The organism is Mesorhizobium sp. WSM4844, assembly GCF_055811775.1.
Genome location: NZ_JBVVQB010000001.1, coordinates 305,623 through 327,337 on the forward strand (window position 1 = coordinate 305,623; position 21,715 = coordinate 327,337).

Annotated in this window: 21 protein-coding genes; 12 read left to right on the top strand and 9 right to left on the bottom strand. The window is 60.2% G+C overall.

Annotation, left to right across the window (positions count from 1 at the left end):
* Nucleotides 1-48: 48 nt before the first annotated feature.
* From AC0L2A_RS01395 to AC0L2A_RS01405, 3 genes are all read left to right on the top strand, one after another.
* Nucleotides 49-585 carry an FG-GAP repeat domain-containing protein gene (locus AC0L2A_RS01395; RefSeq protein WP_473516140.1) on the top strand — a complete coding sequence of 179 codons (537 nt, stop codon included), beginning with the start codon at nt 49-51 and terminating at the stop codon, nt 583-585.
* Nucleotides 586-642: 57 nt separating this feature from the next.
* A complete protein-coding gene (locus AC0L2A_RS01400; RefSeq protein WP_473607208.1) occupies nt 643-1,491 on the top strand; it encodes an FkbM family methyltransferase in 849 nt (282 codons plus the stop codon).
* A gap of 153 nt (nt 1,492-1,644) precedes the next feature.
* Complete coding sequence (locus AC0L2A_RS01405; RefSeq protein WP_473607209.1) at nt 1,645-3,729, top strand: oxidoreductase; 2,085 nt, start codon at nt 1,645-1,647, stop codon at nt 3,727-3,729.
* A 540-nt stretch (nt 3,730-4,269) separates the two neighbouring features.
* On the opposite strand, the gene AC0L2A_RS01410 is transcribed toward AC0L2A_RS01405, so the two are convergent.
* Nucleotides 4,270-5,481, bottom strand: coding sequence for a glycosyltransferase family 4 protein (locus tag AC0L2A_RS01410; RefSeq protein ID WP_473607210.1), 1,212 nt, complete (start codon nt 5,479-5,481; stop codon nt 4,270-4,272).
* Nucleotides 5,482-5,937: 456 nt separating this feature from the next.
* Between AC0L2A_RS01410 and AC0L2A_RS01415 the strand changes: the two genes are divergently transcribed.
* The gene (locus tag AC0L2A_RS01415) at nt 5,938-6,843 is read left to right on the top strand and encodes a glycosyltransferase family 2 protein (protein WP_473607211.1); all 906 of its coding nucleotides are present in this window, start codon (nt 5,938-5,940) and stop codon (nt 6,841-6,843) included.
* A gap of 155 nt (nt 6,844-6,998) precedes the next feature.
* On the opposite strand, the gene AC0L2A_RS01420 is transcribed toward AC0L2A_RS01415, so the two are convergent.
* Nucleotides 6,999-8,579 (bottom strand): DUF4214 domain-containing protein, encoded by a 1,581-nt coding sequence (locus AC0L2A_RS01420; protein WP_473607212.1) that lies wholly within the window; start codon nt 8,577-8,579, stop codon nt 6,999-7,001.
* A 269-nt stretch (nt 8,580-8,848) separates the two neighbouring features.
* Here AC0L2A_RS01420 and AC0L2A_RS01425 point away from each other — a divergent pair, with 269 nt between their 5' ends.
* Together AC0L2A_RS01425 and AC0L2A_RS01430 are read left to right on the top strand one after the other, a co-directional pair.
* Entirely contained in the window at nt 8,849-10,015 is a 1,167-nt protein-coding gene (locus AC0L2A_RS01425) for a glycosyltransferase family 4 protein (protein WP_473607319.1), read from the top strand.
* 89 nt (nt 10,016-10,104) lie between these two features.
* Nucleotides 10,105-10,560: an NUDIX hydrolase gene (locus AC0L2A_RS01430; RefSeq protein WP_473607213.1), complete on the top strand. Its 456-nt coding sequence runs from the start codon at nt 10,105-10,107 to the stop codon at nt 10,558-10,560.
* Nucleotides 10,561-10,617: 57 nt separating this feature from the next.
* Here AC0L2A_RS01430 and phnF read toward each other — a convergent pair whose 3' ends face one another.
* Together phnF and AC0L2A_RS01440 are read right to left on the bottom strand one after the other, a co-directional pair.
* On the bottom strand, nt 10,618-11,403 hold the full coding sequence (phnF, locus tag AC0L2A_RS01435) for a phosphonate metabolism transcriptional regulator PhnF (protein ID WP_236378600.1): 786 nt from the start codon (nt 11,401-11,403) through the stop codon (nt 10,618-10,620).
* Entirely contained in the window at nt 11,400-12,581 is a 1,182-nt protein-coding gene (locus AC0L2A_RS01440) for an alpha-D-ribose 1-methylphosphonate 5-triphosphate diphosphatase (protein ID WP_473607214.1), read from the bottom strand. Before AC0L2A_RS01440 ends, phnF begins: the two co-directional genes overlap by 4 nt.
* A gap of 121 nt (nt 12,582-12,702) precedes the next feature.
* Here AC0L2A_RS01440 and AC0L2A_RS01445 point away from each other — a divergent pair, with 121 nt between their 5' ends.
* The 3 genes from AC0L2A_RS01445 (at nt 12,703) to phnE (ending at nt 15,194) form a co-directional block, all read left to right on the top strand.
* On the top strand, nt 12,703-13,560 hold the full coding sequence (locus tag AC0L2A_RS01445) for a PhnD/SsuA/transferrin family substrate-binding protein (protein WP_091590049.1): 858 nt from the start codon (nt 12,703-12,705) through the stop codon (nt 13,558-13,560).
* Nucleotides 13,561-13,657: 97 nt separating this feature from the next.
* A complete protein-coding gene (locus AC0L2A_RS01450) occupies nt 13,658-14,407 on the top strand; it encodes a phosphonate ABC transporter ATP-binding protein (RefSeq protein WP_023799564.1) in 750 nt (249 codons plus the stop codon).
* Nucleotides 14,400-15,194: a phosphonate ABC transporter, permease protein PhnE gene (gene phnE, locus AC0L2A_RS01455; RefSeq protein WP_473607215.1), complete on the top strand. Its 795-nt coding sequence runs from the start codon at nt 14,400-14,402 to the stop codon at nt 15,192-15,194. The genes AC0L2A_RS01450 and phnE overlap by 8 nt, the downstream gene beginning before the upstream one ends.
* A 68-nt stretch (nt 15,195-15,262) precedes the next feature.
* On the opposite strand, the gene AC0L2A_RS01460 is transcribed toward phnE, so the two are convergent.
* Nucleotides 15,263-16,372 (bottom strand): calcium:cation antiporter, encoded by a 1,110-nt coding sequence (locus tag AC0L2A_RS01460; RefSeq protein WP_473607216.1) that lies wholly within the window; start codon nt 16,370-16,372, stop codon nt 15,263-15,265.
* Nucleotides 16,373-16,768: 396 nt separating this feature from the next.
* Between AC0L2A_RS01460 and AC0L2A_RS01465 the strand changes: the two genes are divergently transcribed.
* Nucleotides 16,769-17,425, top strand: a complete 657-nt coding sequence (locus tag AC0L2A_RS01465) for a TerC family protein (RefSeq protein ID WP_023799561.1) — start codon at nt 16,769-16,771, stop codon at nt 17,423-17,425.
* 111 nt (nt 17,426-17,536) lie between these two features.
* On the opposite strand, the gene AC0L2A_RS01470 is transcribed toward AC0L2A_RS01465, so the two are convergent.
* Together AC0L2A_RS01470 and AC0L2A_RS01475 are read right to left on the bottom strand one after the other, a co-directional pair.
* Entirely contained in the window at nt 17,537-18,667 is a 1,131-nt protein-coding gene (locus tag AC0L2A_RS01470) for a site-2 protease family protein (RefSeq protein ID WP_473607217.1), read from the bottom strand.
* Nucleotides 18,668-19,118: 451 nt separating this feature from the next.
* Nucleotides 19,119-19,556, bottom strand: coding sequence for a CBS domain-containing protein (locus AC0L2A_RS01475; RefSeq protein ID WP_473607218.1), 438 nt, complete (start codon nt 19,554-19,556; stop codon nt 19,119-19,121).
* Nucleotides 19,557-19,776: 220 nt separating this feature from the next.
* Between AC0L2A_RS01475 and AC0L2A_RS01480 the strand changes: the two genes are divergently transcribed.
* Entirely contained in the window at nt 19,777-20,187 is a 411-nt protein-coding gene (locus tag AC0L2A_RS01480) for a DUF427 domain-containing protein (RefSeq protein WP_473607219.1), read from the top strand.
* Nucleotides 20,188-20,240: 53 nt separating this feature from the next.
* Here AC0L2A_RS01480 and AC0L2A_RS01485 read toward each other — a convergent pair whose 3' ends face one another.
* Nucleotides 20,241-20,654, bottom strand: coding sequence for an HD domain-containing protein (locus AC0L2A_RS01485; RefSeq protein WP_473607220.1), 414 nt, complete (start codon nt 20,652-20,654; stop codon nt 20,241-20,243).
* 149 nt (nt 20,655-20,803) lie between these two features.
* Nucleotides 20,804-21,058 carry a hypothetical protein gene (locus AC0L2A_RS01490; protein ID WP_023799556.1) on the bottom strand — a complete coding sequence of 85 codons (255 nt, stop codon included), beginning with the start codon at nt 21,056-21,058 and terminating at the stop codon, nt 20,804-20,806.
* Between the two features lie 251 nt (nt 21,059-21,309).
* Between AC0L2A_RS01490 and AC0L2A_RS01495 the strand changes: the two genes are divergently transcribed.
* Complete coding sequence (locus AC0L2A_RS01495) at nt 21,310-21,651, top strand: hypothetical protein (protein WP_473607221.1); 342 nt, start codon at nt 21,310-21,312, stop codon at nt 21,649-21,651.
* Nucleotides 21,652-21,715: the final 64 nt, after the last annotated feature.

The window sequence follows — 21,715 nt, forward strand, 5'->3', positions numbered from 1 at the left end:
TATCGACGCGACGGCCTGCTCGACCTTGCGGCCCGCCAAGGAGATCGAATGGTGGGGCAATCCGGGGATGGCTCTGCCGACTGGCGGCGCCGCGACGTCGCCAATGTCCCCAACATGGTCTATCCGGACCGCGTGGCGGTCGCTGATCTGGACGGCGACGGACGAACCGACATCGTCGTGAGTGAAGAAAACGGGCAGACCGACCACGCAAAGGCCTATTGGTGGCGCAATCCCGGCGACCTCAAGCAAAACTGGGAGCAGCAGGAAATCACCTCGCGCGGCTCGCTCAACAGTCTTTCGGTGGCCGATATGAATGACGACGGCCGGCCGGACCTCGTCATGGCCGAGCACCGCGGCGCACTGCGCCTTTCGCTCTGGCGCAATTTGGGCGGCGGGCGGTTCATCGAGCAGTTGGTCGACGAGGGCGTCGAGAGCCATCTCGGCGCCCGAACGGCGACCTCGACGGCGACGGCGATCGTGAGATCGTTTCGATCGGGTGGGGATGCTCCCCACGCGATCCATGTCTTGCGCAACGATGCCACCGTTCCATCGGACCGGGAGGCCGGGCAGGTACCCCCAAGATGAGATATGGCCCGACAATCGGAGTAGCGATCAGCCGGAGGGAGTAGGAGTCGGCCACCGTTGTCGGGCTCGATCCCGGGCGCGCAATCTGTCACCTTCGCGGCGAGCGGCACGGGCTGGGCCCGTCCCGAGGCGTCGCAGAATGGGGAAGAGCGCGTGACATTGACGGCAAGGTTCCTCAGCGTGTTCGGCGACGCGCGCGTCATAGCCAAGGGTGAGGGCGCCGGCCTCAAGCTCGTGGCGAAGCGCGCCGACCCCAACTTTGTTCGCGGCACCTACGAGCCACCCATCCAACAGGCGATCGCGGCAAACTTGGCGCCTGGGGACGCCTTTTTCGACATCGGCGCGAATATAGGTTTCTTCAGCCTCATCGCCGCGCGCCGCGTCGGGCCGCGCGGCCAAGTCTATGCGTTCGAACCTGTTCCCCGCAACGCCGCCGCTGTCGCAGAAAGTGCACGGCTCAGTGGGTTCGACACGATACGGGTGTTTGCCGAAGCCGCCGGCGCCACATCCGGCCGTGGCCAGCTTCTGCTCGCCCATCACATCGGCGGCGCCGCGCTTGCCTCGGCGGGAGCACCGCCGGACATCAGTGGCCGGCTGGAGGTCAGCATAGTCGCTATCGACGATGCCATCGCCCACCGAGGCCTCAGGCCGCCCTCGCTGGTCAAGATCGACGTGGAAGGCGCCGAAATCGACGTCCTGGGCGGTATGACGGAGACGCTGCGGAGTCACCGTCCGAAGGTGATTTATGAGGTCGACGATGCAACGCGCGAGGGGCTCGACCGCAAGGCCCGAAAGATCGCGGAACTCCTGACTGCTTCCGGCTACGCATTGAAACCGCTGCCAGCCTCCTATGGCAATGGGGAATGGCGGGTCGAACACGTCTTGGCGCAGCCGGTGGGCGCTTAAGAACTGGATTTGCGGCGTCATGGCAGGGATTCCACGCAGGGACAGCAAGCCTGATCAACGGGACAAGCGAGGCAGTGCGCGACTTCTGTCCGGGACTGCGACACGACATCGATGCCTTGAAGAATCTCGTACGACGACGTGAGGAGGGTCTTGTTGTTGCACCGTCATGACTGGGTAGAAACTGCTGAAGAGGCTGGGTCCGGAGTTGCCCGGCCGGAGGTTCTTGTCGCAGACGATTTTCAGGATGAACGCGCCCGCGGTGCGGTAATTGGCACCTTGGCAGTCAAGGGAGGCGTCAGGCGAGGACGCGACATCGAACGCCAGATCGCGATCGATCACGGCGCACTTCGTTTCCAGCCGCTCGTCAGGCCAGGTTGGGGCCGGCAAGGGATCTCCTATGGTCCCTTTCAGCGAGAGGCTGGTCTGGTGCTATTGGTCTCGATCACCAACGGCCACAACACATCGCAGGGATCGCCATTGCCTGATGACCTCGCCAGGCGAGTCTACCGTTGGCTGCGAGGACCCGGCATTGATCCATGGCCCGGCCGTCTGGTTTCCCTGATACATGCGCCGCGAAAGAGGCTCACCCTTCGCCGTTTTTGGTGGTGGACGCTTAGCACCTCCAGAACCTACCGGGGACCGAACATCGACGAGAACCTGGCTGTCGGTTGGTTCCCCAGTGAGGCGCCGATTAATCCCGTGGAAGAGGGCTGCGGCTTTGTCGTTCATGCCGCCGAAGGCGAAAACGGCGAGCTGTGGGCTCGTGTAGGAAAGCAATGCCTGAGTGCGTTTCGGCGCCTAAAGAACGTTCATGTCTATTATGTCGTGGCGTTGCGAGAGCAGGGCGCTGTCTATTATGCGGCCGCCGACCAAAAAGCCCACGGTCTTGCCGCTTTTCCGATGATGCGTCCGATCGCGATCGATCCTTTCAACAAGGACGAAAAGCTGTTTGCGGGTGTTCATCAGTCGGCACTTGGCCAGATCGGGTTTCGGGTCGACACACGCGTCCAAGCGGTTCAAGTCGGGCGGATACCTGAATTTTCGACGCTGTTTGGCACCGCCCACGCTGCCGATGCACTCGTCGAAGGCTGGCCGGGGCAAATCGCTGCAATCGGTGGGCGGTGGCATTTTTCGCAGGACGCTGGCGATAACCTATCCGTCGTCGATCCTGGTCGCCCTTCAGGATTGATCCACGGACTGCTGGCAATTGGCGCCATCTCGGATGTGTGTGGTCTTGTCTGTCGGTTTCGGGACAACGACAATTTCTGGGTGCTGAAACTGTCGACGCTCGGATGGACCTTGGTGCGCAAGCAATCGGGCAAAGAGATTACGATCGCGACCGGTACGGAACACGCTTTGCGCAAGTGTTCTATCCATTCGGTCCAGATTCTTGACTGGAACGGTCAGCTGAGTTGCTTTCTTGACGGGGTTCGCCTCTTCGAATCGTCTGTCAATGCCGATTCAGTTGAAAACGCTACAGGAGTAGGTATATGGAAAAGCTTCGACAGCGAGCCGCGCTGGCATAATTTCGAGGCTCATCCTTGCGAAGTTCCCATCCCCTTGATGGCGCCTCTGGAGGCGCCTTGGAACCAACTCGGAACAAGCCTGTCCTACGCCGACGGCTTTGCCGGTATTGCCGGCGAACTGGATCGCCGCACGTCGGAGTTGGGCGACGGACAATGGGTCAGAACACTGGGCGCCGGGGTCATCGACGTCGACGGGCTGGGCAGCGCCCGTGTGCGCGCGAGCGTGGACAGACCGAACCCGGGTCGAACATTCTATTCGCTGCCATGGGATCTACCGGGATTCGCCGATCTCGAGGTCACAATCGAGCCTCCTGGGGAGCGCCGAGGACAAGATCAGCGCAGCCGGGCAGGACTGGTCTTCTGGCAAGACAGCGACAACTACGTTTGTGTCACGACCTGGCTCGACGATGTCCACCAGGGTGCTTCGATTTCGGTGTTCATCAAGCGGCTCGGCTTTGAGGAACTTTATGACGCGGTTTGGACCAATGTAGCGGACAAGATCGTTTGGGGAAAACGTTTTTGCATGCGCGTTGCATTCGACGGAAATCGGTTTGCGATCCTGATCGACGACGAACTGGTGATGCAGCGAAGCCTCACCGACATCTATCCCGACGATGCTGCCCTTCAAATTTTGCGGGTCGGGCTCGCCGTCAACTGGGAATGGGAAGATGACACGGGCTCGGTGTTCACGTCGTTCAAGGCCCGGCGCTGAGCGAAAGAAGGTTTTCATTTTCCAAGCCGTGAGCGGTGGTGGACGATTGCCTTGTCCCGGGTCGACTGGGCTATTTTTTCCCATGCAGAGATCGGCGACGCGCGGCTCCCCGGCTTCCGACTTCATTGCTTGACTCAGGATCGGCGAGAAGGCGGACGTTGCGTTCGAACCTGCGGCGGGATCATTTTTTTCGTTAATCCGATTCTCCATGCAACTGAGAAATGTTTGCAGAAGGCTGATGTGAGAACGCCGGTGTCGCCCGAAGCCAGACGAGGGCACGGTTTGGCCCATCGAGGGCGCGGCATGTTCGTTTGACATGGATCCACCTTGGCGGAGACTTTCACGTTAACACCGCCGTACCGGCCAAAGCTGGTGCTTTCGTTCGCCTTCGAGGTTGCGCGGACGAGTCCGGCCAAGATGTCAGGGTGTCGAAGCAGCCAACGTCAAGACCGCCAGCGGCCGCCCATTGACGCGACCGGCATGCCGCCCCCGATCAACGGCGTCCGGTTCGAGTCGTTCGATAGGCTCAGCGGACCTTGATCAGCGCAGAGCCATTGCGTCCACCTGCAGCATCAGCTCGAGGTAGATTTCAGCGATGGAGCGCCAGGAATAGCTGAGGGATTTTTTATAGCCTGCCTCGATCAAACGTTGGCGCAAATCCGGATATCGCTGGATGTCGAGTACCGCTCTGGCCCAATGTGCCAGATCATCCGGATCGGCATAGAGCGCTGCGTCCTGGCAGACCTCGGGGAGGCAAGGCGATGTCGAGGCCACGACCGGGCATCCGATCCTCATGGCTTCGACGGCAGGCAACCCGAAACCCTCGATCCTGGACGGAAAAAGAAAGCACAATGCACCCGACAGAGCTTTCCTGAAATCATCATCGCTGATCCGTCCGAGGAGCCGGAGATTGTCTGGCTTCGGCTGCGCAAACCGGGAAATCTGCGCTTCGTCGATTTCGCCCGCCATCCACAGGTCCAAGCCCAACGCGTCAAGCAGCGGAGCAAGCCGGACCAGCAATTCGGCGTTCTTGTATTTTTGATCGCGCCCCAGGCATAGCACATAGGGGCGGTCGGGCCGGATTTGCAGCTTCGATCGATCGGCATCCCATCGTTCCGCATGGTCGCTGCCGTTATATGTGACGGTGATCTTCTCCTGCGGTGCGATGCCATATTTGATGAGATGCTGCCGCGAAAGCTGCGAGACGGTAGTTATATGTGCGGCCCGTCGGCCAAGGAGCGGAAGAATGAAACGGTGGGCCCATCGGAAGCCGCGCCCATAACTCTCCGGCATCAGCCTGGTATGCAGGTCGTGGATGCATGCGATTTGCCGTGTCAGCGCCACCGGCGCCAGATTGCAGAAGCTGAGCAACCCGCCCTCAACGTGGCGTGGCAGTTGCATCTGCACCCAGAATTGCGGAAGGCGCGGTTTGTTGAATTCGGGGACGACCCGAATGCCAATCGCCTGCAGCGGCAATTGCTCCCGACGCGGGACCGCCAGATCAAGTTCAAGTCCCTGCGCCAACGGATGGCCCTCGTCCAGGAGAGCGTCGAGCGCAAGCGTGACCTCGCGCGCATAGCGGGCAACGCCGTTTGGAGGCAGCGCGACGAAATCGCCATTGATGGTCCAGCGCCTGGTGCGGCCACCGCAGGCCCCCCCGTCCTCAGCGGGAACCGCCGGAAATGAGCTCTTGCCATACCTCTCGAATGGAAGCGGGTCGGCGCCGATTGTCCCGGCCGCCCTGGCGGCCACGGCGGCAGATCTTCCGTAATTTCGCTGTCCCATAAAGTGCACCATGTCGCGCGATCCACATTCAACCTAGCATCCGGGAGACAGTGCGAACCTCTGCACCTTCGAAGTATGAGCTTATCCCTTGGCGTTAATCCGAGGTCCGCACTGCCTCGCGCTGCTGACGGAGCAGAGTCATGCCCGCGACATTGAAATGAAATTGGTCGTGCCACCTGTCCGGCCGCGTGAGGCGTCCACCCTGGGAAGATTCGGGCACCAATTGTGGAAGGCCGTGAACCTGCGCGGCCGCTAAGCCCAAAGGAGAGGCATGCGATCCGAAGATGGGGTTGCTACACCTATCGAGGCAGGCGGTAGCGCCGGATTAGCCCCGCAGCCCCCCTTTTTAACAGGCTGTCTGCCCCCATCCCAGGGCTTACCGTCGCAGCGAAATCGCCCTTGTCGCCTCTAGCAGGATTGCGCATGAAGCTCGTCGTGATCATTGCAACCCTTGGCCGCGGCAGCCAACTTTGCCGATTGCTATCGCATCTGCAGCGCCAGACTCAACCACCTGACGAAGTCGTCGTTTCCGCGCCCGATGCCACGCATGTCGAGCTTCCCGAGACAAGTTGCTTTCCGGTTTCCCTTGTCTTCGGGAAGAAAGGGTCATGCGTGCAACGCAACAGCGCGCTCGATCACACAAGCGGACGTTTCGATATCGTCACCTTCTTCGACGACGATTTCGTGCCGGCCGACGACTATCTCGAGCGCGTCACGAGAGCTTTCGAAGAGCATGACGACTGGGCTGTGGTCATGGGCAGAGTGGTCAAGGACGGCGCCGTCAACGCGGGGTTGGATTGGCACGACGCCATGCTGGCTCTCCACCAGTCGGAGCAGGAGCCGCCGCCACAGCCCGAGGTCGTCGATCATCTCGGCGCCTATGGTTGCAACATGTCCATCCGGGCCGCCAGGATTGGCAAGCTGCGCTTCGACGAGCGCCTGGTACTCTACGGCTGGCAGGAGGACATAGATTTCAGCAGCCAGTTGAGGTCATGCGGCCGCGTCGTCGCGGTGAATACGATCCGCGGCATCCATCTTGGTATCAAGACCGGGCGCGTGAGCGGCGAGCGGTTCGGATATTCGCAGATCGTCAATCCGGTTTATCTGATCAAGAAGGGAACCATGCCCGCTACATTCGCTCTGCCGCTCATGGCGCGCAATGTCGCCGCCAACCTTGTGCGCAGCGTGCGGCCAGAGTCTTACATCGACCGCCGCGGAAGGCTGCGCGGCAACATCCTTGCCATGCTTCATGTCCTGACGGGGCGCATCGAACCCGAATATGTTCTTGATATGGGCAGAATCCGCCATCCCGGAGATCCGCACTCATGATCCTCGCAATTGGCGTTGCCCGTTCCGGTAGTCGCGAAAAAGGCGGCCGGGGCACCGCTCGGGCCACCGGACAATTGGCGAACTGCCAGCATCATGTTTCGACCGCTGTCCAGGCCACCCCAACGACAATCTTGCGGCCAGTGATGTTCATTGAACTATTGAGGCTCGTTCGGAAACAGAACCTTGTGTCTGGAGCGGAACTCATGTGAATGGATCAATTCCGCCACGATCCGTTCTCCACTCGCCTCGCCGCTGTCCAGTTTCGACACGTAATCAGAAAGCCCATGGCCGTCTGGCTCCCGTCCCAGCAATGTCCGATAGAGAATGGCGATATATTGCGCATTTCCAAGACCAACTGGCTGATTGTCGGTCCTGAATTCGACCGAAAGCAACAGCTTTGTCAGTATCGGAAATATGGATGGATCCTTCTTCATCGCGACGACCTCGCGCCACTGCTCGGCTGGAGACGGCATGCGATGCAAGATAACGCAGTAAGCATATGCAATCTGGTTGGCCGGGAGGGCAGACTTGTCGAACGCATCAAGCGAACAGGGCTGAAATGGGTCGGTCACGGGATCCGGAGGCACCGACATCTGGCCCGCAGGCGGCGGGCTCTCCCTCGCGACCGTCGACGAACTCGAGCCTGCATTGCCGTTCGCAATGGCCTTCTTTACCGCATCATATGCCGGCTTTCGCCCGCTCGGCGCCCATAGCCCATCGCCGCGCTTCTTCAGGTGCACGAGGCCCATAAAGGCCTCGTAGCTTGGCGCCCAGTACGGCTCGTCGAGCAGTTCGTAGATATGGGCAGCTTCCAATCCATATGGAGATTGATATCTGCGCAGCAGCGTCATCGTCCGGACGAGAGCGTCCGCCTGCTGATTTTCTCCCCCCTGGCTGCCCCCAGGGTAGTTGAATTCGGTCAGCCAGATTGGACGACCGAGAGTGACCAGGAACTTGAATGCTTCCTCGGGGTCGCCCCCGTAATCATGCCAGACCGATATATCCCATCTGATGCCGTCCTGCAGCATGCGGGTGAACGCTCCGCGGTGCCCCCAGCCGGCCGTTCCCATTGCTTTTCTTATGGTCGGATCCACCGCGACGGTTGCATCCGACAGACCGCGCAGCACTGCGCTCACCTTAGACCAGCGCGGGCTGAAGTAATGGGATGTCTCGGTGCCGCCGGCAGGGCCCCAGGAGCAATTGTATTGTATTCCGCCTTCCCGCATCTCGCAGGGCATCAAGATGGCATAATTCTCCATCTCGTTGCCAAGCTCCCAAACGCGGATGTCGTCCTTGAAGCGGGATACCAGTGTCGACGCGAGATGGTAGGCCTGCGCATAGAGGTCATCGACGGTCCCATTGTCCAGGTCGAGGCCGGGCGTGATTACCGGCAGGATCTCGACTCCGCGCTCCTTGCCCGCCTTGACCAGTTCGGCAAGTTTGGTGGCGCTGTCGAGGCTGGAAATGTTGACGCGATACGACTTCATGCCGAGGTCGCGGACATAATCGAGTTGCTGTTCGATCGATATCCCGGGATAGGCGGTAAAGGGATGGCCATTCACCCCCCAGAGCAGATCCGCTGCGCACGAAGCTGTCATGCCCAGCAGGCATGCCAGGGTTGTCCACAAACGTCTGGTCGCGGCGACGGCCCGTCCAACGGAACCTGGTTGCGATGGATTGGTCGGCCGCTGCATCAGCGCGAACTTGCCTGTTTTGCGCCAGACATCATGCGGCATCACTCCACTCGCTGAACTCGCCTGACATCCATCCGAGCACGACGATTGAGATCTGCCGCACTGCCCAACGCAGTCTAGCAAAACCGCGCCACGCAGAACCTCACACATTTGGCGTAAACGCCCATGATTGGCCTCGCCATTCGGATGAGAGCTGCCGGGAAGCCTCTGAAGCAAACGACCGGGTACGTCCCAAAGGCCAGGATGACCCCGCTGTCCTGGTCGTCCAAGTTTGGAACTGAGGCATGGCGCTGGTGATCAAAAACCCTGTGATGACACGACATTGGACAATCAACGGCCGCTTTCTCGCGCAGCCGACCACCGGAGTTCAGCGCTACGCACGCGAGATCGTTTCGGCGCTGGACGCCTTGATCGTGGGCCAGGCTGCCTTGACACGGGATCTGACGGTCGAGTTGCTGGTCCCGCCGGGGGCGCTCGACAATATGCCCCTGGCAGCGATCCGTGTCCGGACTGTCGGCAGCTTTGGCGGGCATTTATGGGAACAGGCTGTGCTCCCGGCCTATCTTCGCGGCGGGCTGCTTAGCCTCTGCAATACGGGCCCTGTGACGGTTCGTCGGCAAGTGCTGTGCATTCACGATGTCAATACACGGGCATGCCCGCAGAGCTATTCAATTCCATTTCGGCTTCTTTACCGCACCTTGGTTCCTGCCTTGGGCCGGGCCGCGCATAAGATTACGACGGTGTCGAAATACTCTGCGGGTGAACTGGCGCGCTATGGCGTGTGCCCGGCGGCAAAGGTCGAAATTGTAGGCAATGGGCATGAACATGCGTTGCGATGGGCTCCTTGCCACTCGGAACAAACGCTGGCAGTCTCCGGCACTGGTACGATCGTCGTGCTTGGCAGTTCTATCCCGCACAAAAATGTCGGCTTGATCATCGGCATGCATGAGCGTCTTGCCGCGGCGGGGCTGCAGATTGCTGTTGTCGGCGCTTCAACGTCCCGCGTTTTCGCCAGCAGCGGCGACCAGAAATCGCAAAACGTCATTTGGCTGGGAAGAAGGTCGGACGCGGAACTCGGCGCGCTTCTGCGCGATTGCCTATGCCTCGCGTTCCCTTCCTTGGTCGAGGGTTTCGGACTGCCGCCCCTCGAAGCTATGGCACTGGGATGTCCGGTGGTCATGTCGGACCGTGCCAGCCTGCCCGAAATCGGCGGCGATGCGGTGTTGTACGCATCACCTTGCGACGAGAATGCGTGGTTCGATTGTTTTATGCGCCTGGTCCACGAAGAAGGCCTCAGAACCAAATTGATCGCACGCGGTCGCGCCAGGGCGGCGCGATTTCAGTGGGCCGCGTCAGCTCAGCGCTATCTGGAGCTGATGGCCAGCGTGGATGGATTTCCAGAAGTGCCGCCACCACCGCCTGGGGAAGTCGAATGCAATCCGAATGAGCGACTTGCGGCGGCGGCCAGTATCAATTGAGGTATCTCGAGTCTAACGGCATCTGCCATTCAGGCGCATCATTCCCGTTCAGCCTGCGATGACAGGCTGGATTCTGGAGGCATGAGGCGATGGCGAAAAGAAGTGCGGGCATCCTGCCTTACCGCAGATCGACCAACGAACTGCAGGTGCTGCTTGTCCATCCGGGCGGGCCGTTCTGGCAAAGCCGCGATCTCGGCGCATGGTCGATTGCAAAGGGCGAGTATGGTGATGACGAACAGCCGGAAGCTGCGGCGCGTCGCGAATTTGTGGAGGAAACCGGCTGGGAGCTTAAGGGAGCGCTGCTTCCGCTGGGAGCGCTGCGCCAGCCCGGCGGCAAGCTTGTTACGGCCTTTGGCGTCGAAGACGATTTCGACGCCGGCACCTTGCGCAGCAACATGTTCGAGATGGAATGGCCGCCGCGCAGCGGTCGCATGCAGACTTTTCCAGAGATCGATCGCGCAGGGTGGTTCGGCCTCGAAATGGCCCGGGAAAAGTTGCTTGTCGGCCTGCGGCCTTTTCTCGACCGGCTTGTGGTGTCTGTCTAAGGGTCGACCCAATGGCCCGACGACGTCCTCAACTGGTCGTGTTGACATGCGCCATAATCAGAAGACGAATTCGACGGATGTCAGCGGCCAGCAGCCGCGGGTCCATTCGATTGGTACGCCGTTGCGGTCCTCGTTGACAGCATTGATGCGGAATACTGGCGTTCCGGGCGTCAGCCGCAGGATTTCCGCTTCATCGGGGGATGCAAAGCCGCCACTGATGCGCGTCTCGGCCCGCCGGTAGTTGTCGATGCCATGCGCGCGGAAAACATCGGTCACCGACTGACGCACATCGTACCTCTGCTCGAAGTCGGGGAAGAGATGCGCCGGAAAGAACTTGGTATTGACGTAAACCGGCTGCTTGTCCGACGTTCTGATCCGGCACAGCCGGATAATGGTGGTGTCAGGTGCGAGACGCAACCGTTCCGCCACGGCCGCTTCGGCCGGTTCCCGGACGATCAGCAGCGTATTGGTGCCGATTTCCTGGCCATGGGCTTCGAAATTGTCGAGAAAGCGCTGTCCGTCGCGAACAGTGAATGTCGAGGGCAGGTTTCGCACGAAGATACCGACGCCCTTGCGGGCGGTGAGGTGGCCCTCATGCTGTAACTGCTGCAGCGCCCGGCGAAGCGTAATGCGGGTGACCGCGAGTTTCTCTGCCAGATGCGTTTCTCCGGGAAGCTGGCTGCCCGGCGCAAGACTGCCGCTCTCGATCAGATCGAAGATGTGATCGTAGATCTGCTGCCAGATCGGCGTATCGCTGCGAGGACGAAAGACCAGCCCGTCAAAGGCCAGAAGGCGATTGCCATTGCGCTCGTGTGGTGTTGAAATTTTCGTGTCCAAGTTCATGAAACCTTATCCACCGGCGACCGCTGTGCAGACCATCGGTCTGTGCGGGAGAGCCCGGAGCTATAGACAATTTGTCCATGGACCATGGTGGCCACCACACGCGGATGCTCTGGATCGCCAGCATCGACCAGGATCAGATCCGCCCGGCGGCCGGCAACAAGCGAGCCGCGATCGTCGAGGTCGGCCACCCGGGCCGGGTTTGCCGAAACCAGATTCCAGATCGAGGGGAAGTCGCCGGCGTCTGGCGAAGACAGTCTGAAGGCCGCATGCAGAGGCGAAGGGTAGTGGTAATCGCTGGTCAGCACCGTGCAAAGTCCGGCCCTGACGGCCTCGGTGGCATTCAGCGCTCCATTATGGCTGCCGCCGCGCACGACGTTGGGCGCGCCGAGGATCACGTCCTCGCCCATTTGCCGCGCGGCCTTGGCTGTTTCGAACGTCAGCGGAAATTCCGAGGCCTTTGCGCCGAGGGCGCGAAAATACATGCGTTCCTCGGGAGACGCTTCGTCATGGGCAAGAAGCACATTGCCATTGGCCCGCGCAGTAGCGGCCAGCTTCCCGATCGCGATCTCAACCTCGGCGCGGCGGGACCAAATCTGGCCGAGCAACGTCATGTATTGCTCGCGGCTCAAGCCAGACCGCTCCGCCATCTGACCGATCTTGCGGGCAATCGTGCCGTTCAGCACCGACCCCGTGGTATGATCGTTGACGGCGATGATCGGCCGTGGCGAAAGCGAGAGCCATCGTACGACCTGCGCCATCTGATCAAGCGCGAAGGTCTCCCAGCGCAGATGCAGACGCGTATCGCAGCCAAGGCTATCGCGGAGATCGCAGACCGCGCCGATCAGCTGTTTGGCAGCGTCGAGCGAGCGAAGTCCAGGCTCCCACGACACCGTGACGCCGTGAAAGGCCGTGGTTACGCCATTGGCGACAAGCTGGCGGTCCGTATCTTTCAGCGCCAGCGCGGTGTCGAAGCGGACACCGGGCCGCGGCATGATCTGGCGCTCGAAGCCGTCGCCGTGAATATCGACGATCCCCGGAAGCACGAGCAGACCATCGGCATCGATCGTGGAGGCATGGGCCGCCCGCAGCTCTGACACGATCCCGCCGGTGACGCTCAGGTCCGCGGTTTCAAGTCCCCGTTCGGTAAGGATGCGACCACCCTGGATGTGCCAGTTCACTGTATCCCTCAAAAAAGCAAAGGCTGCCGGTGGCGCCGGCGAAATGTCACGAGCACGTCATCTGCTGCGTATACGGATTAGCGGGTAACAGTTTCCTGTCTATACAGCAAAGGAAAAAACGATGATCCGCAGCATCGCAACCGCACTCGCCCTGACGCTTGCCTCCGCTCTTCCAGTGTTTGCGGAGCCGGTGAAATTCGCGGTAACCGACATGGAGGGACTGGAGGCTCTTCAGCAGGAATTCGGTGCTTTCCAGACCGCTCTTGAGGAGGCGACCGGCCTGGATGTCGAACTGTTTCCGGTCAGTTCGCGGACCACCGCCGTCGAGGCGATGAATTCCGGGCAGGTCGATCTTGTTCTGACCGGTCCTGCAGAATACGTCGTCATGAAAGAATTAAGCCAGCCGAAGATTGTTGTCGCCTGGCAGCGCCCCGACTATTTCGCTCAGATCGCCGTGCTGGCGAATGGACCGATCCGCTCGGTCGAAGACTTGAAGGGCAAGAAGGTCGCATTCGGCTCGGTCGGCTCGACCTCCCAGCACCTCGGCCCCGCGCAGGCGCTGGCCGATTTCAACCTGAAATATGCCACCGATTACGAACCAGTAATCATATCGCGCAACATCGCGGCTGAGGCTCTCATCCGCGGCGACATCGCCGCTATCGGCTTGAATTTCGGCTATCTGAACTCGGTCCGGGAAGCATTCCCCGGCGTTGCCTTCTCGGTCATCGCACGGGGCCGCGATCTGCCGAACGATATTCTTGTCGCCCGCAAGGACATTTCAGATGACGTGTTCGTCAAGATCCGCGATGCCTTTGCGAAGAATGGCAATGAGCTGATGAAAGCGATCTTGACCGGCGAGGACAACCAGAAATTCAAGGGCGGTTTCTTCCTGACCGATGTCAGGGACTCGGACTACGACTATGTCCGCTCGATGTACCGCACGATCGGAATCGAGACCCTCACCGACTTCGTAAACTGAGGCTTGCTCCTTTTTCATCGACTTGCTCCTTTCAGCGACAAGGCCGGCGGCTAACCGCCGGTCTGTTTCGCAGTTCGGTCTGGGCCAAGAGGTCACTATGACAGCCATCATTCGGGCGCACGATCTTGCGAAGAGCTATGCGAACGGAAAGGTCATTTTCTCCAGTATCGGCCTCACCATAGCATCGCGCGAACGGGTCGCCCTGATTGGCTCGAACGGTGCTGGAAAATCCACCCTGCTCAAATGCCTCATTGGTCTTCTACCGTCGAGCGGTGGCGAGGTCGTCACCCTCGGCGAGAGCTTCCGCTCGGCGCCGTCCGTCGCCCAGCTGCGGCGCATACGCAGGCAGATCGGATTTGTCTTCCAGCACCACGGACTGGTCAGCCGCCAATCGGTTCTTACAAACGTTTTGCAGGGCAAGCTCGGGCTGCCCGGCGGCTGGCGCGGCTGGCACCATTCCATCGCAAAGCAACACTGGCGCGAGGAAGCAATGCAGGCCCTCGCCGAAGTGCGGCTTCTCGGCAAGGCGGGCGCCCGCGCCGACGCGCTTTCTGGAGGGCAGGCGCAGCGGGTGGCGATTGCCCGTGCGTTGATCCGGCGTCCGAAGCTTTTGATAGCAGACGAACCGGCGGCAAGTCTCGACCCGGCGGCTGGACATGATGTTATGCGCGTCTTCTCCGAGCTGACCCAGGAACAGGCGATCACTTTGGTCTACACCACGCACGACATGGAGCATGCTCTCGACTACTCCGACCGCTTGATAGCGCTCAAGGCGGGCAAGGTCTTCTTCGACCGACCGACGGCGCAGGTGACCCGCGCTGACCTGAAAGACGTCTTCGATGCATGACCGCCTTTCGCCGAGCCGGATTCCATCGATCTCGCCCGTCACTTTCAGCTTTGCCGTCGCTTTGGCCGCTCTCGTGATCGTTTCCGCCGGGCAGGTCGCACCTTCGCCGGAACAACTGGCAGGCGGGGTGCCCCGAATGGTCCATCTCGTCGGCCGCATGATACCCCCAAATGTCGAGCCAGGGTTCCTCCTGAGGGTTTTCTGGCGCATGGTCGAAACGTTTCAGATAGCGCTCGTGGGGACAGCAATAGGTGTCGTCCTCAGCTTGCCGTTTGCCTGGCTCTCGGCCAAGGACATAACCCCGATCGGCCCGTTCCGGCATATCTCCAGGATGCTGGTCTCGTTGTTCAGGACTGTTCCAGATTTGGTCTGGGCACTACTTTTCGTGTCAGCCGTTGGTCTCGGGGCGGTTGCCGGCACCATGACCATCGTCGTCGATACGATCGGCTTTTGCGGGCGCTTCTTCGCCGAGGCGATGGAGGATGCCGACGAAAGACCTCAGGAAGCGCTGTTTGCAATCGGCGCCGGACGATTCTCTGTTCTGTGCGGGGCAGTACTGCCTGACACCATGCCGTCCCTGATAAACACCACGCTCTTCGCGCTTGAAAAGGCAGTGCGCTCGTCCGTTGTTCTCGGCCTCGTTGGAGCCGGTGGCATCGGACAGGAGCTGAAGGTCGCGTTCGATCTTTTCCAATACAGGAATGCCTCGACCATCATTCTCGTGATCTTCGCCATCGTGGTGATGATGGAGTTCGTGACGGATCGCCTACGCTCCAAGGTCCAGTAATTGCAGGCTAGGCATGTGCGCCGCAAATCGACAGAACGCAGCGATGGCCGAAGACGGCGGGCGATCACCTACGGCACGAAGATAAGGAACAGATAGGCGACAAACACGACGAGATGAACGAGCCCCGTCAGCATCGTTGTTCGGCCCGTCCCAAAGCTCACGATGCTGATGGCAAGGGCGAGGATGAGAAGCACGGTATCCCCCGGACCCAGGCCAAGAGTCAGGCTTCGTCCGGTGAGCAGGCTCGCCGCACCGATCGCCGGGATTGTCAGGCCGATTGTGGCGCAGGCCGAGCCGAGGGCGACATTCAGCCCTCGCTGAAGTTCATTATTGAGTGCTGCCCGAACCGCCGATACCGCCTCCGGCATAAGCACAAGCGCAGCGACGAAGAAGCCCACCATGGCGTCCGCCTGGGTAATGTGAAGAAACTCGAGCCCATTCTCGATGCTGCCGGCCACCTGCTCGGTCAGAAGAACGATCCCTGCCAGTCCGACAAATAAGAGGAGCACATTGGTGGTCACTCTCCCACCCTCAGATACATGCTTGTCATGTTCCGCGCTGGAGGTCAGGTCTTCGATAAAATCGCCCCGATGGCGCACCATCTGGGCAAAGACGAAGGCACCATAGAGGAGGATTGAAAGAACGCTCACGAAAGCGAGCTGCGAGGCGGAGAACGTACCGGGGCTTGTTGCAAGCGTGTAGTTTGGAAGGATCAGCGTAAGAACTGTCAGCGCCATAATGACGGCAAGCGAGGCGTTGGTGCCCTGTCGTTTGATGTCCTGATATCGATGCTTCAGCCCACCCAGGGTGAGGCAGACCCCGACGACGCCAGCGCAAACGATCATGACCGTCGAAAACACGGATTCGCGTGCCAGCGTCGGGTTGTTCTCGCCGTGCAGCATCATCGAAACGATGACCGATGCTTCGATGGCCGTCACCGAAAATGTCAACAGCAGCGTGCCATATGGTTCACCGAGCCGCAGTGCGACGGCTTCTGCATGATGCAAAACCACAAACACTGTCGCGAAGATGAAGATAGCGACGACGATCAACGCAAGGATCTTGATCGAGAGCGGCGAATGCTCGATCGACGCGGCGCCGAAATGAATGAGTGCGGCCAGGCCCAAGGAGCCGATTGGGAACAGATATTGGCCGATCGGTCGCCGATGAGCAGCCAAGACGGAATTCCCTTCATCGCCATCGACGGTCGCAGATCGGGTGTTGGAGAAATTGACCGAAGCCCACTGTATCAACCTTACTTGCGGCTGCCGGCCCGTTCAATGGCCGCGTGGCTGATCGACCTGGCTTAACCAGCTTGCCGAGCGATGCCGCATATGCGGATCACAATTAAGCCTTGAGTTTTTGCGCTTGGGGCAATAGCTAGGTGCTACCAGGCCGGGCCCCTCTGGCAGTCCTTCAGGACTGCGATGTCGGACTGGAATTCCAATCCGGGTGGCCTGGCTTTGAGTTTTCTTCAGCTGTAGCGGCATTTCTCTTGTCATACGCGGTGTCCGCGTTGCTCTACGGTTATACTCGCAAGCCGCGTCACCCCTAGCTGAACGCAAGGGTGCCGTATGACAGATTTTTTCAGTCCCGAAGCAATGACCGCTCTCATGCAGGTCATCATGATCGACCTGGTGCTGGCCGGCGACAATGCCATCGTTATCGGCCTTGCCGCGGCCGGACTACCCAAAGAGCAGCGCAGAAACGCAATCGTCGTTGGCATAATCGCAGCGGCCGTTCTGCGCATCGGCTTTGCGGCCGCGACAACCCAGCTCCTGCAGATCGTCGGGCTGCTGTTCGCCGGCGGTCTTTTGCTGTTGTGGGTCTGCTGGAAGATGTGGCGCGAACTCCGGCAAAACCATGCGCAGGAAGCACAGGCGATCGAAGCGCTTTCGGAAAGCGACGTCGACTACGATGGCGTCGTAGCTGGCAAGGCTCCGCGCAAGACCCTGGCCCAGGCAACCTGGCAGATCATCATCGCCGACGTCTCCATGTCACTCGACAATGTTCTGGCGGTAGCCGGTGCTGCGCGCGAACATCCGAACGTGCTGATCTTCGGCCTTGTCCTCTCCGTAGCGCTGATGGGCATCGCTGCAAACCTCATTGCCAATCTGCTTCAGAAGCACCGTTGGATTGCCTATGTCGGCCTGGTGGTGATCCTCTACGTCGCTGGCGACATGATCTATCGCGGTGCGCTTGAACTTCTGCCTCATGTCGGGGGCGCTTGAGGCACAGAAAAAAGGGCCGGGACGACCTTCGTTCCGGCCGATTTCTGCTTATCGCTCCGCTACGATTTAGAGCGCACTCACCCGATCCGGCGGTGAAAAGAACACTTGTGCTCAGATCCGTGTGAATCGTGGCTTGGCCCCACGCAAACGACCAAATCGGAAGGCATCCGACACGGCCGAGCGGATCATGAGCATCTCGCCTATGGTTTCGTGTGTCATGAGCCCGACCAGCCGGTCGGAACTGTCGACGACGGCTACAGCAGGCACATCTGCCTGCTGCATCAGCCGCAGGCTTTCCTCGAGACTTTTGCGGTAATGTATTTTCGGGATATCGTGCCGCATTGCGCTCGCGACCGGTGCGGCGGGTCCCTTTTCCTTCAATGTCCGGATCATGTCGTTGCGTGTCACCAATCCTTCAAGATGGCCAGCGGAGTCGACGACAGGGAATTCGTGCTGCGTCGTCGCGAGCAGCATCTCGATTGCCTGGTCGAGCGTCGCCGATCGTTCCAGCCGGACGAACTCGGTGATCATCACATCCGCGACAAGGACGCTTGTGGCTACCTCCCGGATCTGTGCGTTTTGCGCTTCCGCTGCCGCGGCGAGATAGACGAAGATGCCGATGAAGATCAGCAGCGGATTGTAGAACAGCCCAACGAAACCGAAGACGAAGGCCAATCCTTGCCCGATCGTGGCTGCGATCTGGGTCGCGCGCGACCACGACAGGCGGGCGGCGAGTGCGGCGCGCAGGATACGGCCACCATCCATCGGGAAGGCTGGGATCATATTGAAGATGACCAGGAAGACGTTGACCCCGGCAAGCCTGGCGAGAAAACTCATACGCGGATCCTCGATCCCGGCCATCTGTTCGACGCCCGCCGACCCGCCGAGCAGGACGAAGATCAGCGCGGCGATCGCGACATTGACCAGCGGCCCCGCGACCGCGATCACGAACTCCTGCCCCGGCTCTTCGGGCATGCGTTCGAGCCTGGCGACGCCGCCGATCGGGAAAAGCGTAATGTCCGGCGTGTTGATGCCGAAATACCGCGCAGCGGCGATGTGGCCGAACTCATGCAGGATCACGCAGGCAAAAACCGCAATGATGAAGGCAACGCCTTGCCAGGCCGCTGGCGTGCCGCCGATCTGATAGTGCGTCAGCCAGATCCAGACGAGCAGAAGCAGGAAGGTAAAGTGAACGCGCACGGTGGTGCCGGCGATCGTCCCGAGGTTCAGCGACCAACCCAAATCCGTCCACTCCGAGAGGCCCGACCTTCGCAAGAGGCCCCACCTTGGCAACAGGTCCCATCTTCGCAACAGGCTTTGGCAGGAGGACGCTTGCAATCGTTCGAGAACATCAGGTGCTCAAGCTCATCGTCTGCGACTAAGGGCTGCCCGGCCGCGACAATGCCCGCCTCGGTGTCGCGCGGTCCCGTCGCAAGAACAGCTTATCACGACACGACATCCGGGTGAACGTCTCGGCGCGTGATCTGACGCGTCCGCGCCTGCATGATGATTTCGCCCTGTCGCGCTTTTTTCGGCGCTGAAGGACACGGTGCTTCGGATCGTTGTCATGGATGCTCCTGAACCTTTGCCGAAAAACATCGCAAATGCAGAAGGCTCCGGCGGGGCGCCGGCGTTAGCCGACGCACCGCGAAACAAGTGATGTTGACCTTGCGCCGACATGTCGCGGCGTTAGTCAGTGAGCAGTCTGCGAATGCTCGCCGCCCGGCTTCGAGATGTCGCTTAAAGCTTCTCCCGCTTCTGCCGCTTCGCCATTCGTCGCGAGATCGCCAAGCGAGATGATGCCGACGAGCCTCTTGTCGCGGTTCAGAACCGGGAGCCGACGTACCTGCAGGTCGCCCATGTTTTCAAGCACATGCTCGGCGTCTTCGTCATCGAAGCAATATTTGACCTCCGGGCTCATGACATCACGCACCTTCGTGTCAGGTCCCTTGCCCAATGCTACGCCGCGGATCGCGATATCTCGATCGGTGATCATCCCGACCAGCCGGTCGTGGTCGCCCACGGGCATCACTCCGGCGTCAAGCCTGCCCATCATCTCAGCCACTTCGCGGATCGACTGTTCGGGGTTAGCGACCTGTACATTCTTCGTCATGCAGTTGCCGACCTTCATAGCAATCTCCCTTAACTTGCGAAGCCCCGCCGCCGGTTCCGGTGTCAATCTAGGAAACGAACTCTTCGGCGGTAACGTTCCCTTGAATCGGAATGCCCCGCGGGAGGTTTTCATCTGTCGCCGGCCCCCCCGATGTCGCGGCTCCAATGAGCCTCACGCGGTTGGAACCCTGACGGGCGATACGACGTTCCAGGAGATCGGCAGTCAACGGAGAAGTCGAATGGAGCCCTTAGCCGTAAATTCCACCAGCCGTCCCGGCGCGCTGACGATTACCCCGTTCAATGGAACCGTGACGGTCAGGTTCTCCGACGCGATCATTGCCTCGACAGAGCGGGCAAAAGTGCTCCATGAAGAGGGGCAAGATCCGGTCTTCTATATCCCGTTCGAGGATATCTATTTCGACCTTCTGGAGAAGACCAACACCACAACCCACGCCCCGCTGAAGGGCACGGCCAGTTACTGGCGGGTCCACGCGGTCGGCGGAGCGGCCGACGACTTCATGTGGGCCTACGAGACGCCCGACACGCCGGCATTGGCCATCGCCCGCCACGGCGCCTTCGATCCCAGCAAGGCGCGGATCGATGCCGATCCTGCCGAGGACAAGCGACATACGCCTCACATCCCCGAATAGAGCCTCGCATCGCACATCGGCCGATCACGCCACAGGCGACAATCCTTTCGTCATCAGGAGAATTCTTCGTCGAGGATCCGCAGTCCGTCTTCATATTTCGATGTCGACGCGCCAATCTGCTGTGCCTGCCATAAATTGTCGGTAAGATCGGCGCGCTTGACCGGCAGCGCCAATGGGTTGGCTGCTGCTCTGCGCACGAAAGCGAGGTCGTTCTCGTCCGGCCTGCGTGTCATCGCATCGACGGCCGATACGATGGATGTTCCGAAACCTGCCGCCTCGAGCCGCTCGCGATCCCAATCGTCGCTTTTCTCAACAACGTCGTGGAGGTAGGCAACGGCCTTCTGGTCGAGCGTTTCGACGGCATCAACGACCCGGCGGCAATGCTCGATATAGGGCCGTCCGGTCTTGTCCGTCTGCCCCGCATGAGCTTGTTCGGCGATTTTTGCCGCGCGGTAAAGGAAGCTCACTGCCTCGATCCTTGCTGGCCTGTGTGATGCTGCAATCGGCCTTGTTCCGGTCCACAACATGCCTCACCGAACGCGCGACGATTGCCTGAAGTTCCACAGAATGGGCAAGGCTCCGGCGCCGAAACATCTCCAGCGCCGCGAGGGCAGCCTTACAGCTTGCTGCCGCCCTGGTCGCGGGACGCTCCATCGACAATGCCGGAACTGGGCAGAATTCCAAAATCCTGCGACTTGGCACCTTGTGCCGCTGTCAAAAATCCGTCCGCGTGGAGACCGCGCCGCAGCAACTCCCTCACGGCCGCAGACCGGCTTGGCATGCGCCTTTCGAAGCGCCAGTTTTCCAAAGCAGCCAATTCCTCCGACGTTAGCATGATCTGCAGTCGTTCGGGTCTTTCCAGCTCGGCCATTTCTGCCCTCCAGCCGCTCAAAGTTAGTATTTGTCTAAGAAGTAGGAAAAGCCTCGCCGGCCGTCAAGACCGGCTCATTGGCCATCGGCGTGAACGGCTCACAGTTACCGTCAAGCGTCGATCGTGTAGCCTGAGCGGTATGCTAACTTGTTGATTTTGTGTGTTGTTTGATGGATTACGCTTGTCATTCGAGCTGCTATGGCACATGCTGATCTTGAGGGACAAACCGCTCCTGAAAGGAAGGGTTTTCCATGAGAGACGTTTATTCGGCCCATTTGTGTCACGACGTTAACCTGCAAGTTTGGACCGCCGCCCGGTGCAAGGGGATAGTCAATGTCACTGCGGTGGCCGAGGCTGTGCGGCTGCGAAACCTCGCAGAAAACGTTGCGCTTGAAGACGTCGAATGCTTGGTGTTGCAAGCTGCCCAGTTCTACGGGGCGGCCATGGAATTCGACAACCTGACCGTGTTTGAACCAGGTAACGTCGATCGGCACTCGCTTGGCTGCGATGCCCTGCCTGGAAGAGGCGACGTCGATGTTCTGGAGGACAGGGCTGTTTCGCATTATTTTCGCCCGCCGGACCAAACGCAATAGGTCTGGCCGAACACAGTCGGTCGCGGGGAAGGGCTCAGCTTCACGTCACGAGCGCGGCGAAATT